Here is a 16,390-nt window from a genome sequence, read left to right on the forward strand (position 1 = left end):
TCATTTGTATATTAAAGTAAAAAGGGCAGAATAACGCAACGAACAGAAGTTGTCTGCATCTAATAACTTATTGGATAAATATGGATGGAGTTGAATGAGAAAGATGACAGCATCATTTTCACATAGGCCCGAAGGATACGAGTGTCCATTTTGTCGTGTTTGGGGTATCGAGCGACCTCATCAGGGAACAAAACAAAGGGATATCATCTATCAGAATGAAAAGGTAACGGCATTTATAGCTAGCAAATGGTGGCCAAACAATAAAGGACATGTACTTGTTGTTCCTAATCAACATTTCGAGAACATCTTTGAACTCCCTGCGGATTACGCTGTTGAAATTCATCGTGCGGCTCAGCTTACAGCGTTTGCAATGAAAAGTACATTTAGATGTGATGGGATTTCTACGCGGCAACATAATGAGCCTGCTGGTAATCAAGACGTGTGTCATTATCATCTCCATGTTTACCCTAGATATGTGATAGTTGAGTGACTTCGATACAGGAGGGAACATTTTGGTTAGGAATACAGCAAAAGCAATTATTGAATATGATAATAAGCTACTTTTTATTAAGAAAAAACTTGATAAAGTAGGCATTTATTATACTTTGCCAGGTGGTGGGCAAGAATCAGGTGAGACAATTGAAGATACTATTCTACGCGAATGCAATGAAGAATTAAATATTAACGCCGATGGGGTATCGAAAGCGACCGGCACGAAACGTGACGCGGCTGTACGACCAGTACGGTTTCGATACTATCGACAACAGTTGAGCGAGTCATGGCACAGCGGTCCCGGACAGCCAGCTTGGGCTGCGCACGCACACCAGACCCGTGCTGAGCTGATCGCCAATCTCGCCAGGGCGCGCGACGGATCATCTTGGCGTGAGTCTGTCTCTGAAGCCCCCTATCACGCCTTATTACATAACTAAAAAAAGCCGCAATTTAAGCGACTTTCAATGTAATAATGATGTTGACTTCCGACAAATAAATTGTCGCACTTTGTCGGCTACAAACCCTGGTACCTGTCGATTTATATGGTAAAACTCAACGGGCTCATTTTGTTCAAAATTTGCACAATATTTAAAGGCGATTACAGGAGTACTTTTTTTCTTTATGTACTCCCGCTCGTTCCATTCAAGTACTGTAGCATTCTTCGACCTTTCAAGCGCCGGATCTTTCCAGCTCACAGTCAGCTTCCATTCGTTCCCGGCTGTATCTCTGGATATTCCATTTGCCACGGGATACGTTTTTCGTTTGGGCGCCGCTTGAACCGTTTCGAGGACATCAAGCGACGAAGGAGATTGATTTTGCGTGCCTTGAGCGTTCTCAACGGGAAGCTTCTGGTTATGTTGGCTAAAACGTGACGGTATTTATCACCTCGTCTGGACCGACGGCTGGCGGAGCCGTAGTATCGGTTATGCGCGATCCACAGATCTTTTGAATTGGAAGGACACGAAGCTGATCCCGGTGATGGAGCAGCTCCCACAGACCCAAAACACATGGGCGCCGGAGGTGTTCTACGATGAAGGGGCTGAGGCATACCGAGTAATCTGGTCTTCCACCGTTGGCGAAGGACCGCGCAATCATCGGATCTGGTCGGTCACAACAACTGATTTTGAAAAGTTCTCCGAGGCGTCACTGTTCTTTGATCCCGGCTACAATGTGATCGATGCCTGCGTTGCGGATCTTGGCGAGTCTTATCTTATGCTCTTCAAGGATGAGCGCGGGGTGAATGAGCCTGGCACTGATTTCAAGGCGATCCGATCCTGCCTGTTCGCCAAGGACGGCAGTGATCGTCCGGATGTCCAGGATGCACCCGGACTGCTCACGGCTCCACTAACCGAAGGACCAACGCTCTATGCCATCGAACGGGACGGCGCAACGGAGTGGATGATGCTGGTTGACGGTTTCCAGGACCACTACTATGGGGCATACCGATCCTATGATCTGAAGACATGGCAGAACGTAAGCGAAGAAGTATCACTTCCCAAAGGAGTGCGTCACGGGGCAGTCTTCACCAGATAATCCAGCGGCTGGACTCCACGGCTCTTTCCTCTGTGAATGAAAGAGCTGTGTTGTCGTTGCGCCTGTCGCACCCTTGCCGCTTGCGGAGAAGCTGCAGAAGTCTTATGATAAGTCATACTTATGCTCGCGTACCATATATGCTTGCTGTTCATGAATTCGAACATGGATTCATTAGTAGTTGTGGTGAGAGGAATCATGGTAGAAAAAATAAGCATACTGTGATGAAAGAATTAATATTTGTCGGGTGACAAGAATATAGTCCGATTGCAGATAATTACAGAGGATCGGTGCTAAGTATAATCATGTAATGTCATCCATACGATAGCCAGTGCCCCAAACGGTTCGAATCATAGAAGCCGCAGTTGGTGATACTTTATGCATCTTATCCCTTAATCGCTTCACATGTGTATCTACAGTTCGATGATCCCCATTTTCCTCATAGTTCCAAATCTCCATTAGCAGCAGTTCTCGTGTACATATTTTTCCTACATGGAGTGAAAAGTATCGTAACAGTTCGTATTCTTTTAAAGTGAGATAAATTTCTTCGCCTTCTACGAGTACCCGACGTGCATGGTGATCGATGACCAGATTAGGAAAGACGATCTGGCCACTGGGGAAGGGAGCGGGCAGCCAAAATTGTTCTGGAATCGTTCGTTTTAAAATAGCTTTGGCTCGGAGAAGCAATTCCCTGGGGCTAAACGGTTTGCAAACACAATCATCTGCACCAGCTTGGAAACCTAAAATACGATCTGCTTCATCACTTCTTTCTGTCAGTAGGATGATGGGTGTATTTTTGATACTCTTCAACATATGACAGACCTCCAAGCCGCTAAGACCGGACATCAACCTGTCCATAATAATGAGATCATAGTCGGTATCTATTGCCATTATCAGCGCTTGCTCTCCATTATGTGTTTCTTCAACGATTGCTTGTTCTAGCTCCATGTACATACGAATTATTTTACGTATCCGTTCTTCATCATCGGCAATCAGTACTTTATACGTCATTTGCGTCATCTTTTCACCTCACGATGGGATTTATTTTATCCTGAACATAGATATTTCACATGACTCAAACGAGTTACTTCTTAGTCAAAAGTTTGAACAAAGGGTGGAAGCTTTGTGAACAGTATCAATTGTTCACTCAGATTTCGAAATCATAGCACTAAGGAGTCATTTTGATTAAAACTGAACCGCTTATAATCAACCTTGTCGAATTACGGCACAGGGTTGATTTTTTTATAAGGGGTGGGAGTAATGAATTTTCCGACGATTGATTTTGGATGGCTGGGGAATGGAAACCTGATCGGGATGATGGCTGTGCTTCACGTTATGATTAATCATGCCGTTGCAATTGGCGGATCGATCCTGATGGTCTCGATTGAATTTGTTGCATTTAAGAGAGGCAACGAACGGCTGGAGGCTTTTGCAAGAAGACTGAGTAAATGGATTTTGATTATTACGACAACGGCTGGTGCAATGACAGGAGTGGGCATATGGTTTACCACAACCATCATTGAGCCTGATGCCATTGGAGCATTGATTCGCATTTTCCATTGGGCCTGGTTTACGGAATGGTTGGTTTTCGTTTCCGAGGTTGTTCTGATTTTGATGTATTTTTATACATGGGATCGTTGGCGTGGGGAGAAGAAAAAGCTGCATATACGCACGGGTGTTGCCCTATGTGTGATGTCATGGCTTACTCTAGTGCTCATTACTGGGATTTTGGCTGCGCAGATTAACCCCGGCGATTGGGCTGAAACCTTATCATTTTGGAGTGCATTCTTTAATCCGACCTGGGTCCCCTCAACTTTATTTCGAACCTTTGCTGCGATTACTTTAGGTGTGGCGCTGCTTACACCTCTAACCCGGTGGTTTGTCAAGCAAGAGCAGGATCGTCATATCGCGCTGAAAATCTATGGGAAATGGCTGATCTTGTCTGTTCCGCTCATGCTGATCTTTGGTATCTGGTATTTGAACAGCCTGCCTGAAAAGGCCAAGGATCTGGTGGTCTGGGGCTCCGGACTCAGCGATATCACCTTTAATTTCATCAACCTGCTGGGCCTGCTGCTGATGTTTTTTCTAGGTGTTCTTTTGCTCGAAGGAAAATCAAAAATGTCTGTTGCTCTAACGGTATTCACCGCACTGTTCTCGCTAATGCTTCTGGCTGAATTCGAATCGTCAGGGAAAATATCCGCAAGCCTTATGTGATCTATAATTACATGTATGCCAATGGGATATTAAAATCGGAGGTTGAGACTCTCAAGAAAGAAGGCGTGTTGAAGAACTCCGCTTTTTCAAAGGTAAAAGAAGTTACGGAAGAAAATAAAATTCAGGCGGGAGAAGAGCTGTTTCGTATGCAGTGTATTGTATGTCACAGTATCGATGGCGTACGCCGTTCTCGTGCCATGACAGTTAAAGCTAAAGGATGGAGCGAGGATGCGCTTGCCGCATTTATACCGCACTTGAGCGAGGTTCGTCCGGTAATGCCGCCTTTTGCAGGGAATGATGCAGAAGCAAAAGCTCTAGCTGCCTATATCCATAAAATGGTAGCAGAAAGCAATAAAGATAAAGAAGGAGGAATAGAGTGATGAATACCCATGCTTGGATAAACGCCAAATCTCCAGTTCCTAATGATCTCGGGCTTGCGCTGCCGGGGGATCTTCCTTTATTTGAAGTCTTGATCGTGGTCGGATTCATTCTTCATATTATTTTTGTCAATATCATGGTAGCAGGTACGGTATCGGCTGTGTTCAACGAAGTGAAAGGAATCCTCAGGAAAAATATAGTATACGATAAATTGGCGTCTAAACTGGCTACCCAAATTTCGATTTTCAAAAGTATGGCAGTGGTTCTCGGAGTTGCTCCACTCTTGATTATAAGCGCCATCTATACCCAATTCTTTTACCCTTCTACGATATTGATCGGTAAAATGTGGCTGGCGCTTATTCCTCTGCTTATCATTGCTTTTCTATCTTTATATGTGTATAAATTCACCTGGGAGCGTTGGAGAAATCGCAAAAAATTACATCTGGCCTTCGGTCTGCTTGGCATGGTCATACTATTATTTGTGCCACTGCTGTTCATCACTAATGTGGCGTCGATGCTGCAGCCTGAGCTGTGGACTCAGTCACGCGGCTTCTGGAGCTCCTTGTTTACGATCCCGACAATTTGGCAGCGGTATATGCATTTTATCGCGGCAAGCTTTGCGGTTATGGGGATGTTCATGTATGGCTGGGGAAGCAGAAAGCAGGCTGAAGACAAAGGCAATAATCCCGTCTGGTTTGAATACGCCTTGTACGGCAAAAAGATGGCTGCACTGTTTACAGTACTGCAATTGGCTGCCGGTCCGCTGCTCCTGGTCAGTATGGACAAACACGTACGTAGTATGTTCATGGGTGGCTCGTTATTTCATACCTGTCTACTGCTGTTGTCCATACTGCTAGCTATGGTTCTATGCTGGCTGCTGCTGAAGCTTATCAAAAAAGATAACAAAAGAGTATTTGTTACATCGCTAACGATTCTTCTGATTGTAGTTTCATTAATGAGTTGGATCCGACATGAGGTCAGGGAGCTGTATTTGGCTCCATACATGGAGGTAGCACCTCGTACACTCAGCAAGTGAGTGGGCAAGATCAAGGATTTTACAGGTAACTTAGACAAAGTGAAATTATGAATTAGGAACATACAAATTCCACTGTGGAATGTATATGTATTACAGAACAATTACCGTCGTATGACGCCAAAAGTCCGAGTCCAATTTAGGGAGTATAGTCAAAAATTAAATAATTAAAACTTAAAACAATCCCTTACACGAGATGAAAGGGGTTGTTTTTAATGTTTGCTTCGGAAAAAATGCAACGGATCTAATGGTAGCAAACACATGGTTAGCCCTTTCGAGTCATTCTGATCTTACTTATGCACTCATAGAATGAATGGACAAGCGAAATCTGTATATGCGAATCTATTACGCATGGCGAACAATGTCTGGAAATTTAACGTTTTAATTAGGGAGGAAGATATCTTGACTTTGTCTGCTAATTCTATAGTGATGGTTGCCCTCTCAGGGTTTATGGGTGCACCTCATTGTCTTATCATGTGCGGTGGTATCGTTGCTTCATTTGCTCTTAATGCAAAAGGCTCCCCTATGAAATCCGTGTTGGCCTACAATGCCGGAAGAGTCACGACTTACGCGCTGATAGGGTGTGGAATGGGTTTGGCTGGCTCTTTCGTGAATATTGCCGGAAAATTCGTCGGCATTCAGGGTATCGCGAGCATGCTCGGTGGAATTCTTATTTTGCTGTGGACTTTCCGACGCTACACGCTGTTTACTCATCCCAAAAACTTGCCGGGACAGACTTATTTCCAAGAAAAGATCGCTCGACTGCGCCTGCGCTATGAGCTTTCTGCTGTATTTCTCACTGGCCTGATGCTTGGATTCCTTCCATGTGGTTTAACCTACGCCATGCAAATGAACGCAGCAGCCTCCGGTTCATGGATAGATGGCTTTATTATCATGCTTGTTTTTGGTTTGTCTACCTTTCCCATATTGCTGCTGACAACTATTTCAGCTGGCAGTATTCGCAAGAAGTGGCGGAAAAGCATGGGAAAGGCTGGTCTTTTCCTCGCTTTTCTCATGGGTTTCTTGTCATTTATGAAAGGCATCAGTGCGAATGGCTGGATTCCTACCGTGCATCCATGGATATGGTAATATATGTAAAATGAGCTTAATCGACTATGAAGGGGTAAATCACACGCCTTGTTTTGTCATCTGTTTGAAGGCGTGCTTCAGCCTGCCATTCTCCACGCATAACAGGAATCCCGACTGCGACATACGATCCGGGCTTCGCCTCAGTGACCTTCGCCGGAAATGATCCACAAAACATACCGGGCATGGACAGCACGACTTCCAGATTGGCTCCGCTGAAGGGTTCTCCCGTCATATTGGTAATCGTTAGGGTAAAGGAACTTTCTTTCATAGTATGAGCAGAAGCCTGCTCCGAAGCAATGTCCATTCGGATGAATTCGTCTTGATAGGTGTCTTTTGCCATGGTCATGTCACGTCCAGATTGAAACAGCATAACGGCAATAACTATACAGATAAGTAAAGTTACGACTAAAGCTTTGTTCATGTTAGCCCTTCTTTCCAATGTGCTGTTCTTTCATACCTATGAGGTGAACAGTAAGAACATACAAGATAATGGTTACTTCAATTCACGAAATATTCAATAGAATAGCTCTTTGTAGTCATATGAAATGCGGGTTTAAGAGCAGGCCACATGAAGAGTGCTCAAATTTCACAGTTTAGATTTATTTATGCAGGCAAATAGCACTTAATAGTCATACTCCTCATTTTCTATTTCTAGTAGAGTAGTACTCGAGTGTTTAAACTTTTGAAAAGTAGTTTAGGGAGGCTGGGGTTATCAAGCAACTGACTGTTGAGATGGAACATTTTCATGCAGGTTATGGAAAAAAGATGATTTTGGAGCAGCTGCAATTTCAAGCCTATGCGGGCGAAATGGTGGCGCTATTAGGCGCAAATGGGGCAGGGAAGACGACGTTTTTTCGTTCGCTCATGCAGCTCCCTTCCAGTACAAACTGGCTTCATCCGTATTTTGGGTCGCGAAATCCATTCGCAGAAGGACAAAAGATGGGCACGATCACAGATGGGATATGTGCCGCAAAATCAGGGGAAAGGGCAATTTCCAATTTCGGTGTTTGAGGCCGTACTGCTTGGAAGATGGGTAACCTCATTCGCCTACATGCATCGGCCGACTCAAGAAGACAAGAATTTAACCTTAAGCATGCTTGAAACAGTAGGGTTGGCTGGTCAACTACATTCCGATTGCAGATACCTGTCAGGTGGACAGAAGCAGCGTCTCAATACCATTAAAGAGGCCGACATGAAACAAAACGTTTCCGAAAAAAAGTGATTGCACAGATATATATGACTCCCGTTGCCAAATGGTTGGGTTATCAGGTTATCGGTGAATACGGTCCGGAAGAGTTAACTCCGACAAAGGTGGCAGAATTGGCTGCGCTCAAACCGGATCTGATTATTGACAATCTTCATATGCCACAAGGACAGGGAATTGCTGCCATCGCTAAAAGCACAAGAATTGAGCTACGAACCTATCCTGATACCTCGCAAAAAACACTGCAGGATATTTGGAAGGATAACGCCAAAAAACTGGGTATTATCGTGCTATAGGCAATTTCAAAGCGTTTTCCTACCGGTTGAATTGAGCGAAAAATAGGCCTTAAAGTGATTATGCCCGGTGTATAGCACTTTAGAGCCATAGGAAGGATGGTGTAAAACGTGTAAAATAAACCATGGTCATAATGATCAACCAAAAGGAGATCAGATACACATGGATATTAGGCAGTTGTTGGAGACCTATGGATTTCGTGCTATGTTCAGCCCCGAGTTATTCATTATCATGGTAATCCTTGTTACCTTTTATTTACGATTCTTGGGTAATCAAGTGAGCTTCAAAAGTCGGTTGAGCTTTTTGTCCGGGCTTTTTTGTTTTTATTTCGCCCTTGGCGGACCGCTTAATTTGCTGGGTCATTTTTGGTTTAGCAGCCATATGCTGCAGCAGTCTGTTTTATACTTAATCGTCCCACCTCTGTTGTACAGAGGTTTACCCAAACATGTCTTTGCCAAATTAACCGAACCCATCGTGTTGCATCGGATTATTAGCTTTTTCAGTCATCCGATTATTGCGATTATCTTGTTTAACGGTTCCTTTTCGTTTTACCATATTCCGATCATTTTTGATGCTACGATGTCTAATTATGCTCTTCATAATGTGCTGCATCTGCTTATTTTCTTTTCATCTTTTTGCATGTGGTGGTCAGTGTTTTGTCCTGAGGGAGTTATCAACTACATGAGCAATCTCAAGAAAATGGGGTATATTTTCATAAATGGTTTTTTGTTGACACCCGCCTGTGCATTAATTATTTTTGCCGATGAGCTGATTTATTCTACCTATACGGGGTCCTCGCATTTGCTGTGTCTTCCCTTCTACTCATTAGTCGTGGAGAAGCCCATTATTAATATTTCCTGGCTGACCCCACTTATGGATCAACAGCTGGGCGGAGTCGTCATGAAAATTATTCAGGAATTGGCTTACGGATGTATATTAGGCTACGTATTTTATGGATGGTACGCGCAGGAAAAAGACAAGGAAGAGGACCATGATGATCCTCTGCTGGAGCCAAGTGCTTAAGGCGCGTTTATTTGGAACGGTAGTTGAACTACTGTGAATTGTTGATGCTATTCATACGAGGAGCTGAACCTATGATTATTGAGGATGCAGGAATAAAAGGGATTCAAAGCGATCTCGCTTATTTGGATGAAGTTACGACAAGTCTCGGATTTATTCGCTGGCAATGGGAGTACACTCGAGCGACCTACGATTGTAAGCTGGAGGAGAAAGCTGTGGACGGCACTTATTTTTTGAGATTGAATACAAGGGCGATTGAGGGCAAGCTGGAGTCACCCTATGCGATCTTGGTATTGGAAGATGCCTATATCGGAAAAACGGTTTTTCCTCATGGACTTGATTACCAATCACCGATACCTGAATCTATCCTCAAGATGTCCAGACGCAAATTGTATGAGCTTTATAAGCTGTTAAAGACGGAACAGCATGTTGCGGAAATGATGACGACGGATTATGTTACCGTGACACGAGAGGCAACACTATTTGATGCAGCCCACAAGATGAAAGAGTATCATACAGGCTTTATTCCGGTCGTGGATGGGAAGGAATGGGTTGGTGTGGTGACTGAACGTGATTTGGCAATTCGTGGTTATGCGGAGCAGCAATCGGGGATGACCACAGTAGAAGCAATTATTTCAAAAAAAGTGAGAAGTGTTCAGCCAAACTTTCCCTTGGAAGAAGCCATCAAGCTTATGGTGAAAGAACAATTGCGAGGACTTCCCGTTGTAGAAAATGGTGAGCTTTTGGGGATCATAACGCTTGATGATTTATCTGCAAGGAATCATTTTGATTATGAGCTTGGTGAAGCGTTAGGACAGCATGCGCACTATACTCGAAACTAAGGTACAACGATATACAATAGCTCTCTAGAAATTAAATGCAAAAAGCCGGATAAACGAACTCATTATCGTTTATCCGGCTTTTTGCAATCGAGTTCAGGCTATTTAGATGCTGGATCGGCTATTTGTCGGATCGATTTTAATATTTCCTGATTGTCCATCTGATCTCCCATTGCAAATATTTTACGAATTTTACCACTGCCATCAATTAAAAATAGAGAGGTTACCGTATGGACAAACTGGCCATCGGGCATTTTTTGTACAAGCACGCCAAAGCTTTTGGCAACCTCCGCTGTCTCGGCTTCAGTTCCGGTCAGTAAGGTCCATCCACTATAATCGATTCGCATGCGGTCTCCGTACTTCTTAAACACTTGGGGTGTATCCTTGAGAGGGTCGAAGGTGACGGACAAGAATTGCACTTGACTTCCCCACTGACTGCTTTTTTTGAGCTCATCCTGAAGCTTTACCATATTGAAAGTCGTCATCGGACAAATGTCCGGACAGCTGGTGAACATGAACTCCACTAATCGAACCTTTCCGTTGGAATCGCTTAATTGAACGTTTTTTCCCTCCAGGTCGTTCAATGTAAAATTGGGAGCCTGCTTGAGTACAGGCAGGGTCGGACTTTGATTAATCCAAAAAAAAACGGAGACGACCAGACCGGCGAGCAGAAGCGTGACAAACATTTTAAAGCCATACTTTTCAAAAAATACTTTCATGAGCTTCCTCTTTTCTTCAGTCATATAGGTAGATCCTTGAAATGCTCTCATTATAGCATGAGGGGTGCGCCTCAACCCATGACTCCAAAGGGCTAGATGATCGGTAGAGAGCTGACGTTTTTGCTTCATAGTCCACACTTTTGTCAAAATTCATGGAAACTTGACTCTTTGTAGCCATTTTATTCATGGGTGTACTGGCTATAATAAAGAGAGGAGAGTGAAGAATGACAGAACATGAGGGAGGATGGTTATCTTGAATAGCATGAGCTTGCAAAATGCTCAGCAGAAGCCTGCCCGAAGGGCAAGGCAGAGCCATCGAAATACAGACGGCATCAAAAAATTCAGTGAACAAAAAACCTTACTAGCCTTTCAAAAGGCTGAAGCTGCGATTGATCGGTTAGTTCAGGAAAAAGAAACCGTAAACTTTAATACCGTTTCGATTGAAGCAGGCGTGTCCAAACCCTTTTTATACACACATACAGAGCTTAGACATAAAATCGAAAGTCTACGTTGGCAGACGGAAGAGCAGCAGACAGAGGGGACACTGTATAAGAGCTTAAAGCAAGAAAATGAACGGCTCTGGAAGGAAATACAGAAGCTAAGGGAACTATTGCTCTGTTCATCAAATAGTGTTACCTCTTAATCTTGGATAAATAATAGCATTCAAAAAAGGCTGTTGGTTGGTTTAAACCTCAGCCTTTTCTTGTCGGGCAGGAGCGTCTTATTGAAGCTGGAGATCTTCACCTGCAGTAAGGTGACTGCCTTATGAATTTGTCCAAATCGTGACTGGTATTGATCATTTACATAAAAAAAGACTGCCTATGTCAGCAGTCCATGAATTCATTATTTTTTCTCTGCTAACCAGCGAGCAAGATTAGCGATTTCGTCATCCTTCAGTGAACTTTTAAATGCAGGCATACCGCCTTTTCCGTTCTGCACCAATTTATAGAGCTGTTGATCCGTCAACTTGCCGCCAACCTTTTGCAAATTAGGTCCTACTTTTCCTTCCAAATCGGTTCCATGACAGGCAATGCACGACTGCTTGTAAATAGTCTCGGCCGCTTGTGCATTGAGCGGAGCTTCTGGCATCTTGGGGGCGGCAGCCTGTTGCTTGGCTTCCCCTTGACGATTATTAATCTCCGAGAACAGCACACCCACACCTAATAAACAAGCAATTCCTAAAATCCCTGCCATTGTCCATTTATACATGTTTGACGCCTCCTTAGGACAAGTTTTTCACGGGTATTCTAGCATGTCGTTGAAATGCTTGTATATAGCACTTTATAGTCATATGGGATTGCAAAACCCAACCTGCTTGTTGCCAAATGACCCTTCCGGGTCATAGGTTTTTAAGGGAAAATATGTTTAGATGAATGAATGAGGTAGATACGAGCTCCTGCCATCCGATTCAGGGTAGGTAGGGGTGGATACATGCTCCGCAAAATTTTCAGGAGGTCTGCATATGTTGTACAAAAACATCAAGAGCTTGATTTTAATTATACCCACATTGACGATTGGGTTATGGGAATACATCCGTCACGCGTATCTTCTTCCCTATATATCCATGGAGCTTGGAAATTGGTTGGCTCCACTGATCGTTTTTTTAGTGACCATGACCTTACTCCGACAGCTTTTCCTCATGATGGAATTTTTGCAAGAGCAGCTGCAGCATGAGCAAGCAGCTAAGGCAGCTCTGGAAGAACGCGAGCAAATTGCCAAGGAATTGCATAATGGGATTGCTCAGTCGTTATTTTTACTCGCCGTCAAAGTTGACCGATTGGAACAGGATGATACTAAGGATCGACAGGAGCCTTACCAGAGCTTTCGAAAAACCGTGCATCAGATCAATGAATATGTGCGCCAAGCGATAGCCAATTTACGTTATCCACCCGTACTGAAATCGTTGCCTTGGATGGAATCGCTTCACAATCTGGTGAAGGAGTTCAAGAACGACACGAGCATTACAGCTAAGCTGGATTGGCGTCTTCATGACGAAAAGCTCTCCTTGAAAGAAAAAGTGGAGCTTTATGCAACACTGAGGGAAGCATTGATCAATGTATACAAACATGCAAATGCCAAGCAGGCTTGGATCACAGGGGAAGAAAAGCCAGGGGGATGGACCTGTAGAGTTAAAGACGATGGACAAGGCTTTGTTTCGGACAGCCTGGATAGCTTGAAAGGCTTTGGAATTACCATCATGAAGGAACGGGCACACGAAATGGGCTGGTATCTGGAATTTAAACAGGAACATGGTTATACCATCATGGAAGTAGGAAAGAGGGAGGCTCTACGACACAGCCGATTCGCATTATGCTGGTTGATGACCATAAACATGCACGGCAGGCCATGCAGGGGATCATTCAGGTGGATCCCAAATTTGAAATTGTCTGTGAGGCCAGCAATGGAGAGGAAGCGGTAGCTCTTGCCGAAACCTGGATGCCTGATCTGATTTTGATGGATATTAACATGCCCAAGCTGGGCGGTCTTGAAGCAACCAAGCTGATTAAAGAAAAATTTCCGTATGTGAAAATTGTGATGGTCACGGTTTCGGATGGCATTACCGATTTATTCGAGGCCATAAAAAAAGGAGCTCAGGGCTATTTATTAAAAAATTTGAATCCGGCCTCTTGGCATGAATATCTGCATGCTGTCGTTATTGATGAAGCCCCGATGTCTCGAGAAGTGGCGCTTCGGCTGCTTAAAGAGTTCTCTACCATCAAAGATACGATCCCAGAGAAATCCCCACTTACCGGGCGCGAAAAGGAAATCCTCGAATATGTAGCCAGAGGGAGCAGCAATCGGGACATCTCCGTGTCTTTGGGCATATCGGAGCATACTGTCAAAAATCATCTAAAAAATATATTGCACAAGCTTCATCTGGACAATCGTGTTCAATTGATGAGATATGCCTATGACAAGGGCTGGTTTAAGGGGAGATTATAAATGGAGAGGGGGAGCATCCATGGCAAAGCTATGGAGTTTACTGATTGCGGGCTTCCTACTGATAAATGGCTTATCTGCCTGCCAAAGCACAAATAGTCCTAATGGGCCTACGACGGATACAAAGCAATCGGCCCAAGCTGCAACAGGAGCAGGTGACAAAGGCGGTGCTATATAAAGCCAATTGTATTTCCTGTCATGGGGATAAGCTGGAGGGTACCCTTGGGCCCAATTTGCAGCAGGTTGGGCCCAGGCTGAGCAAAGAGCAAATCGCAGCCAAAGTACAAAATGGCGGTGGCAGCATGCCGGCTTTCAAAGGAAAGCTGAAGGACGCGGATGTGGAATCCCTTGTCGAGTGGCTATCCATTAAAAAATAAAGATATAACATCGAGTAGGTGGCTCTGTTTGTTTGAAAGGAAGGAACCAGAATGCTAAAAAGGTTGAAATGGTTGGGCGGATTCATGTTATTACTATTGATACTGCCCTCGTTTGCTTATGGGCATGCCAATATGGAGCGCTCCTGTCCTTTAGAGGACGCTGTGCTCACAATCGAGACGATCCCGAATACACCCTCCATAAGCAATACGCTCGGGACCCCAACTCCTGAACTGCGTCAGCATCTGGAAACAGCTAAAGCTTCAGCTCATGACCATAGTCATCACGATACCGGAGTACATATTGGCGAGTGGCGGACACCAGTCTATCATCTGCTGCGAATCCTTGAGGTGCTTGCTGTAATGTGTTTATCTGGTTTTCTTATTTTCCGTTATGGAATTTGGGGATATGCCCGGAGCTATACATCGTTTTTATTTTCCAGAGATAATGAGCTTAAGCTGTATCTTCTTGGTGGTGCCGTATTTGCTGTATCGGGTGTGCTGCATGTCTGGATGCTGGCTGAACAATTAAGCGGATTAGGAAATGAAAGTATCCTATGCGCAGCTGGGAAGCTGCTGACATCCACCTTAATAGGCAGTGTTTCTTGGATACGTCCAGCATTGGCTGGGTTGCTGATTGTAGTAACCTATACATCCAAACGTGAATCTATCGGAACTCTGGGTATGAAAGCTATCATCGCTTTGATTCTGATTATTACCTACCCTTTAACCGGTCATGCGTATGGTTCGGAATCGGGGGTCCTGTATGCGGTCATGTCCCATACTTTGCACATAATGACAGCAGCAATCTGGTTGGGCGGATTGGTCGGAATATGGTCTGCAACCTGTAAATTGGATTATTACGAAGCTACTTATTTAAACGTGAATAACCTGATCCAGCGATTTTCCGCTATTGCGCTTCCAGCTATATTGATCGTGTCCATTAGTGGGATCGCGCTTGCCTGTATGCGATTAACGTCCTTTTATTCCCTTGTTCAAACTGAATTTGGACTATTGGTGCTTACCAAAACAGTTCTATTGTTATTGATCGTTGTTATTGGAGCCTTTCACAGACTGGTGTTAATGCCCATGATGAGGAAATCAGCGGATACCAAGCCTGAAGATTACTTGAACGTGCTCAAAAAATTCGTTTGGGGTCTTCGTCTGGAAATTGTGCTGGCAGTGGCAGTGATTGTATGTGCCGGAATGCTCTCTACAACGTCACCTCCTGCTAAAGTGACTGCTACGGAACCCGTGTACTGGCATGTGATGGGAGATAAAGCTCATATGTCCATGCGAATCAGCTTTGATGAGAAGAATACTCAAGCGTTCCGACTCGACGTGTGGCTTCCAACTGGAATGGGTGCCCCGGTTGACGTTAATGTTACGGCCAGGAAAGCTGAAACGGACACTAGCTTGATTATACCTTTTAACTATCGAACAGGGGGGCCTGATCCTTATGGTTACGAAGGGTTTGATAAATACACCTACGATGCCAATGGTCAAATGCTGCCTGAGAAGGGAGAATGGAGCCTGTCGATACTCATTAAAGATGAAAAGGGGCAGACTCATCCTTATGACAAAATAATAAGGGTTCCTTAGGAAGTGTAGCTTCCATTTTCATGTAGTGCATCAGTCTGGTGGTGGATAATATTAACCGAGTTTGAAGGGTTTGTGACAATGTTGTTCAAAATCACACCACAGATGGCTCTTAAGAGTCATAGGCTACAATTGAAAATTATGGTTATAATGAATTGCAGGGCCCGAGTGGAGTAGTTACGGCGAAAAGAAGTTAACCGTTCCAAATTCTATGAATCTGGACAATATCAGATGGTTAAGGGATGGATGCAATTATGCTCAATTATATGAAACGTGCAACGTGGATCCTGTTAGCGCTGTTTATGCTTTCAGCCTGCTCATCAGCACAATCTCAGGGAGAGGATCCGTCAGCGATTAGAGTCGATTTGGTGTCGGAGCCGGCAACTGCGGTCGTATTGCAAAAGATGATCCTGACAGCCAAGGTCACGGGACTGGAGAAGCAAGATGGAGCAACGGTTCAGTTCGACATTCGCTCGCCTGTGACGAACGTGCTTCCAGAGTATTTAGAAGCCAAACCGATAGGCGAAGGGGGCTATACAGCCGAGTGGACTTTCGATAAACCAGGCACCTACACCATTTATGTTCACTTGTATCGGGAGGATATGCATGTGACCAAGAAAAAGCAGCTCGTTGTTACATGAATAGGACATTAATTAGAGTACTGC

General features: G+C 44.3%; 23 protein-coding genes. 19 read left to right on the plus strand and 4 right to left on the minus strand.

Annotated features, from left to right (window positions below):
• Positions 1 to 94 precede the first annotated feature (94 nt).
• From LRL21_RS29980 to LRL21_RS46905, 3 genes are all read left to right on the plus strand, one after another.
• Positions 95 to 490: an HIT family protein gene (locus LRL21_RS29980; RefSeq protein WP_240419436.1), complete on the plus strand. Its 396-nt coding sequence runs from the start codon at positions 95 to 97 to the stop codon at positions 488 to 490.
• Positions 491 to 512: 22 nt separating this feature from the next.
• Complete coding sequence (locus LRL21_RS29985) at positions 513 to 929, plus strand: NUDIX domain-containing protein (RefSeq protein WP_240419437.1); 417 nt, start codon at positions 513 to 515, stop codon at positions 927 to 929.
• A 733-nt stretch (positions 930 to 1,662) separates the two neighbouring features.
• A complete protein-coding gene (locus tag LRL21_RS46905; RefSeq protein ID WP_420832504.1) occupies positions 1,663 to 2,025 on the plus strand; it encodes a glycoside hydrolase family protein in 363 nt (120 codons plus the stop codon).
• Positions 2,026 to 2,325: 300 nt separating this feature from the next.
• On the opposite strand, the gene LRL21_RS29995 is transcribed toward LRL21_RS46905, so the two are convergent.
• Complete coding sequence (locus tag LRL21_RS29995) at positions 2,326 to 3,042, minus strand: response regulator transcription factor (protein WP_240419438.1); 717 nt, start codon at positions 3,040 to 3,042, stop codon at positions 2,326 to 2,328.
• A gap of 240 nt (positions 3,043 to 3,282) precedes the next feature.
• Here LRL21_RS29995 and LRL21_RS30000 point away from each other — a divergent pair, with 240 nt between their 5' ends.
• The 4 genes from LRL21_RS30000 (at position 3,283) to LRL21_RS30015 (ending at position 6,736) form a co-directional block, all read left to right on the plus strand.
• Positions 3,283 to 4,236: a hypothetical protein gene (locus LRL21_RS30000; protein ID WP_240419439.1), complete on the plus strand. Its 954-nt coding sequence runs from the start codon at positions 3,283 to 3,285 to the stop codon at positions 4,234 to 4,236.
• Between the two features lie 11 nt (positions 4,237 to 4,247).
• Complete coding sequence (locus LRL21_RS30005; protein ID WP_240419440.1) at positions 4,248 to 4,616, plus strand: c-type cytochrome; 369 nt, start codon at positions 4,248 to 4,250, stop codon at positions 4,614 to 4,616.
• Positions 4,616 to 5,650: a cytochrome c class I gene (locus LRL21_RS30010; protein WP_240419441.1), complete on the plus strand. Its 1,035-nt coding sequence runs from the start codon at positions 4,616 to 4,618 to the stop codon at positions 5,648 to 5,650. Before LRL21_RS30005 ends, LRL21_RS30010 begins: the two co-directional genes overlap by 1 nt.
• A gap of 348 nt (positions 5,651 to 5,998) precedes the next feature.
• Positions 5,999 to 6,736 (plus strand): sulfite exporter TauE/SafE family protein, encoded by a 738-nt coding sequence (locus tag LRL21_RS30015; RefSeq protein ID WP_240419442.1) that lies wholly within the window; start codon positions 5,999 to 6,001, stop codon positions 6,734 to 6,736.
• Between the two features lie 16 nt (positions 6,737 to 6,752).
• On the opposite strand, the gene LRL21_RS30020 is transcribed toward LRL21_RS30015, so the two are convergent.
• Positions 6,753 to 7,157, minus strand: a complete 405-nt coding sequence (locus tag LRL21_RS30020; RefSeq protein WP_240419443.1) for a FixH family protein — start codon at positions 7,155 to 7,157, stop codon at positions 6,753 to 6,755.
• A 311-nt stretch (positions 7,158 to 7,468) separates the two neighbouring features.
• Here LRL21_RS30020 and LRL21_RS30025 point away from each other — a divergent pair, with 311 nt between their 5' ends.
• The 5 genes from LRL21_RS30025 (at position 7,469) to LRL21_RS46400 (ending at position 10,096) form a co-directional block, all read left to right on the plus strand.
• Entirely contained in the window at positions 7,469 to 7,747 is a 279-nt protein-coding gene (locus tag LRL21_RS30025; RefSeq protein WP_240419444.1) for an ATP-binding cassette domain-containing protein, read from the plus strand.
• Entirely contained in the window at positions 7,641 to 7,958 is a 318-nt protein-coding gene (locus LRL21_RS46910) for a hypothetical protein (RefSeq protein ID WP_420832505.1), read from the plus strand. Before LRL21_RS30025 ends, LRL21_RS46910 begins: the two co-directional genes overlap by 107 nt.
• Complete coding sequence (locus tag LRL21_RS30030; RefSeq protein ID WP_240419445.1) at positions 7,955 to 8,236, plus strand: response regulator; 282 nt, start codon at positions 7,955 to 7,957, stop codon at positions 8,234 to 8,236. The genes LRL21_RS46910 and LRL21_RS30030 overlap by 4 nt, the downstream gene beginning before the upstream one ends.
• A gap of 160 nt (positions 8,237 to 8,396) precedes the next feature.
• On the plus strand, positions 8,397 to 9,257 hold the full coding sequence (locus tag LRL21_RS30035; protein ID WP_240419446.1) for a cytochrome c oxidase assembly protein: 861 nt from the start codon (positions 8,397 to 8,399) through the stop codon (positions 9,255 to 9,257).
• Between the two features lie 71 nt (positions 9,258 to 9,328).
• Positions 9,329 to 10,096 carry a YugN family protein gene (locus LRL21_RS46400; protein ID WP_338044697.1) on the plus strand — a complete coding sequence of 256 codons (768 nt, stop codon included), beginning with the start codon at positions 9,329 to 9,331 and terminating at the stop codon, positions 10,094 to 10,096.
• A 98-nt stretch (positions 10,097 to 10,194) separates the two neighbouring features.
• Here LRL21_RS46400 and LRL21_RS30050 read toward each other — a convergent pair whose 3' ends face one another.
• The gene (locus LRL21_RS30050) at positions 10,195 to 10,812 is read right to left on the minus strand and encodes an SCO family protein (RefSeq protein ID WP_240419447.1); all 618 of its coding nucleotides are present in this window, start codon (positions 10,810 to 10,812) and stop codon (positions 10,195 to 10,197) included.
• Between the two features lie 262 nt (positions 10,813 to 11,074).
• Here LRL21_RS30050 and LRL21_RS30055 point away from each other — a divergent pair, with 262 nt between their 5' ends.
• A complete protein-coding gene (locus LRL21_RS30055; RefSeq protein WP_240419570.1) occupies positions 11,075 to 11,455 on the plus strand; it encodes a DUF6262 family protein in 381 nt (126 codons plus the stop codon).
• A gap of 200 nt (positions 11,456 to 11,655) precedes the next feature.
• On the opposite strand, the gene LRL21_RS30060 is transcribed toward LRL21_RS30055, so the two are convergent.
• Positions 11,656 to 12,021 (minus strand): c-type cytochrome, encoded by a 366-nt coding sequence (locus LRL21_RS30060; protein WP_240419448.1) that lies wholly within the window; start codon positions 12,019 to 12,021, stop codon positions 11,656 to 11,658.
• 253 nt (positions 12,022 to 12,274) lie between these two features.
• Between LRL21_RS30060 and LRL21_RS30065 the strand changes: the two genes are divergently transcribed.
• From LRL21_RS30065 to LRL21_RS30090, 6 genes are all read left to right on the plus strand, one after another.
• Positions 12,275 to 13,231 carry a sensor histidine kinase gene (locus tag LRL21_RS30065; RefSeq protein WP_240419449.1) on the plus strand — a complete coding sequence of 319 codons (957 nt, stop codon included), beginning with the start codon at positions 12,275 to 12,277 and terminating at the stop codon, positions 13,229 to 13,231.
• Entirely contained in the window at positions 13,123 to 13,755 is a 633-nt protein-coding gene (locus LRL21_RS30070) for a response regulator (protein WP_240419450.1), read from the plus strand. Before LRL21_RS30065 ends, LRL21_RS30070 begins: the two co-directional genes overlap by 109 nt.
• Positions 13,756 to 13,774: 19 nt before the next feature.
• Positions 13,775 to 13,930 carry a hypothetical protein gene (locus tag LRL21_RS30075; RefSeq protein WP_240419451.1) on the plus strand — a complete coding sequence of 52 codons (156 nt, stop codon included), beginning with the start codon at positions 13,775 to 13,777 and terminating at the stop codon, positions 13,928 to 13,930.
• A complete protein-coding gene (locus LRL21_RS30080; protein ID WP_240419452.1) occupies positions 13,920 to 14,129 on the plus strand; it encodes a c-type cytochrome in 210 nt (69 codons plus the stop codon). The genes LRL21_RS30075 and LRL21_RS30080 overlap by 11 nt, the downstream gene beginning before the upstream one ends.
• A gap of 51 nt (positions 14,130 to 14,180) precedes the next feature.
• Positions 14,181 to 15,728 (plus strand): copper resistance D family protein, encoded by a 1,548-nt coding sequence (locus tag LRL21_RS30085; protein WP_240419453.1) that lies wholly within the window; start codon positions 14,181 to 14,183, stop codon positions 15,726 to 15,728.
• Positions 15,729 to 15,967: 239 nt separating this feature from the next.
• Positions 15,968 to 16,366 (plus strand): FixH family protein, encoded by a 399-nt coding sequence (locus LRL21_RS30090; protein ID WP_240419454.1) that lies wholly within the window; start codon positions 15,968 to 15,970, stop codon positions 16,364 to 16,366.
• Positions 16,367 to 16,390: the final 24 nt, after the last annotated feature.

This window comes from Paenibacillus periandrae, assembly GCF_022458865.1.
Lineage (GTDB): Bacteria > Bacillota > Bacilli > Paenibacillales > NBRC-103111 > Paenibacillus_S > Paenibacillus_S periandrae.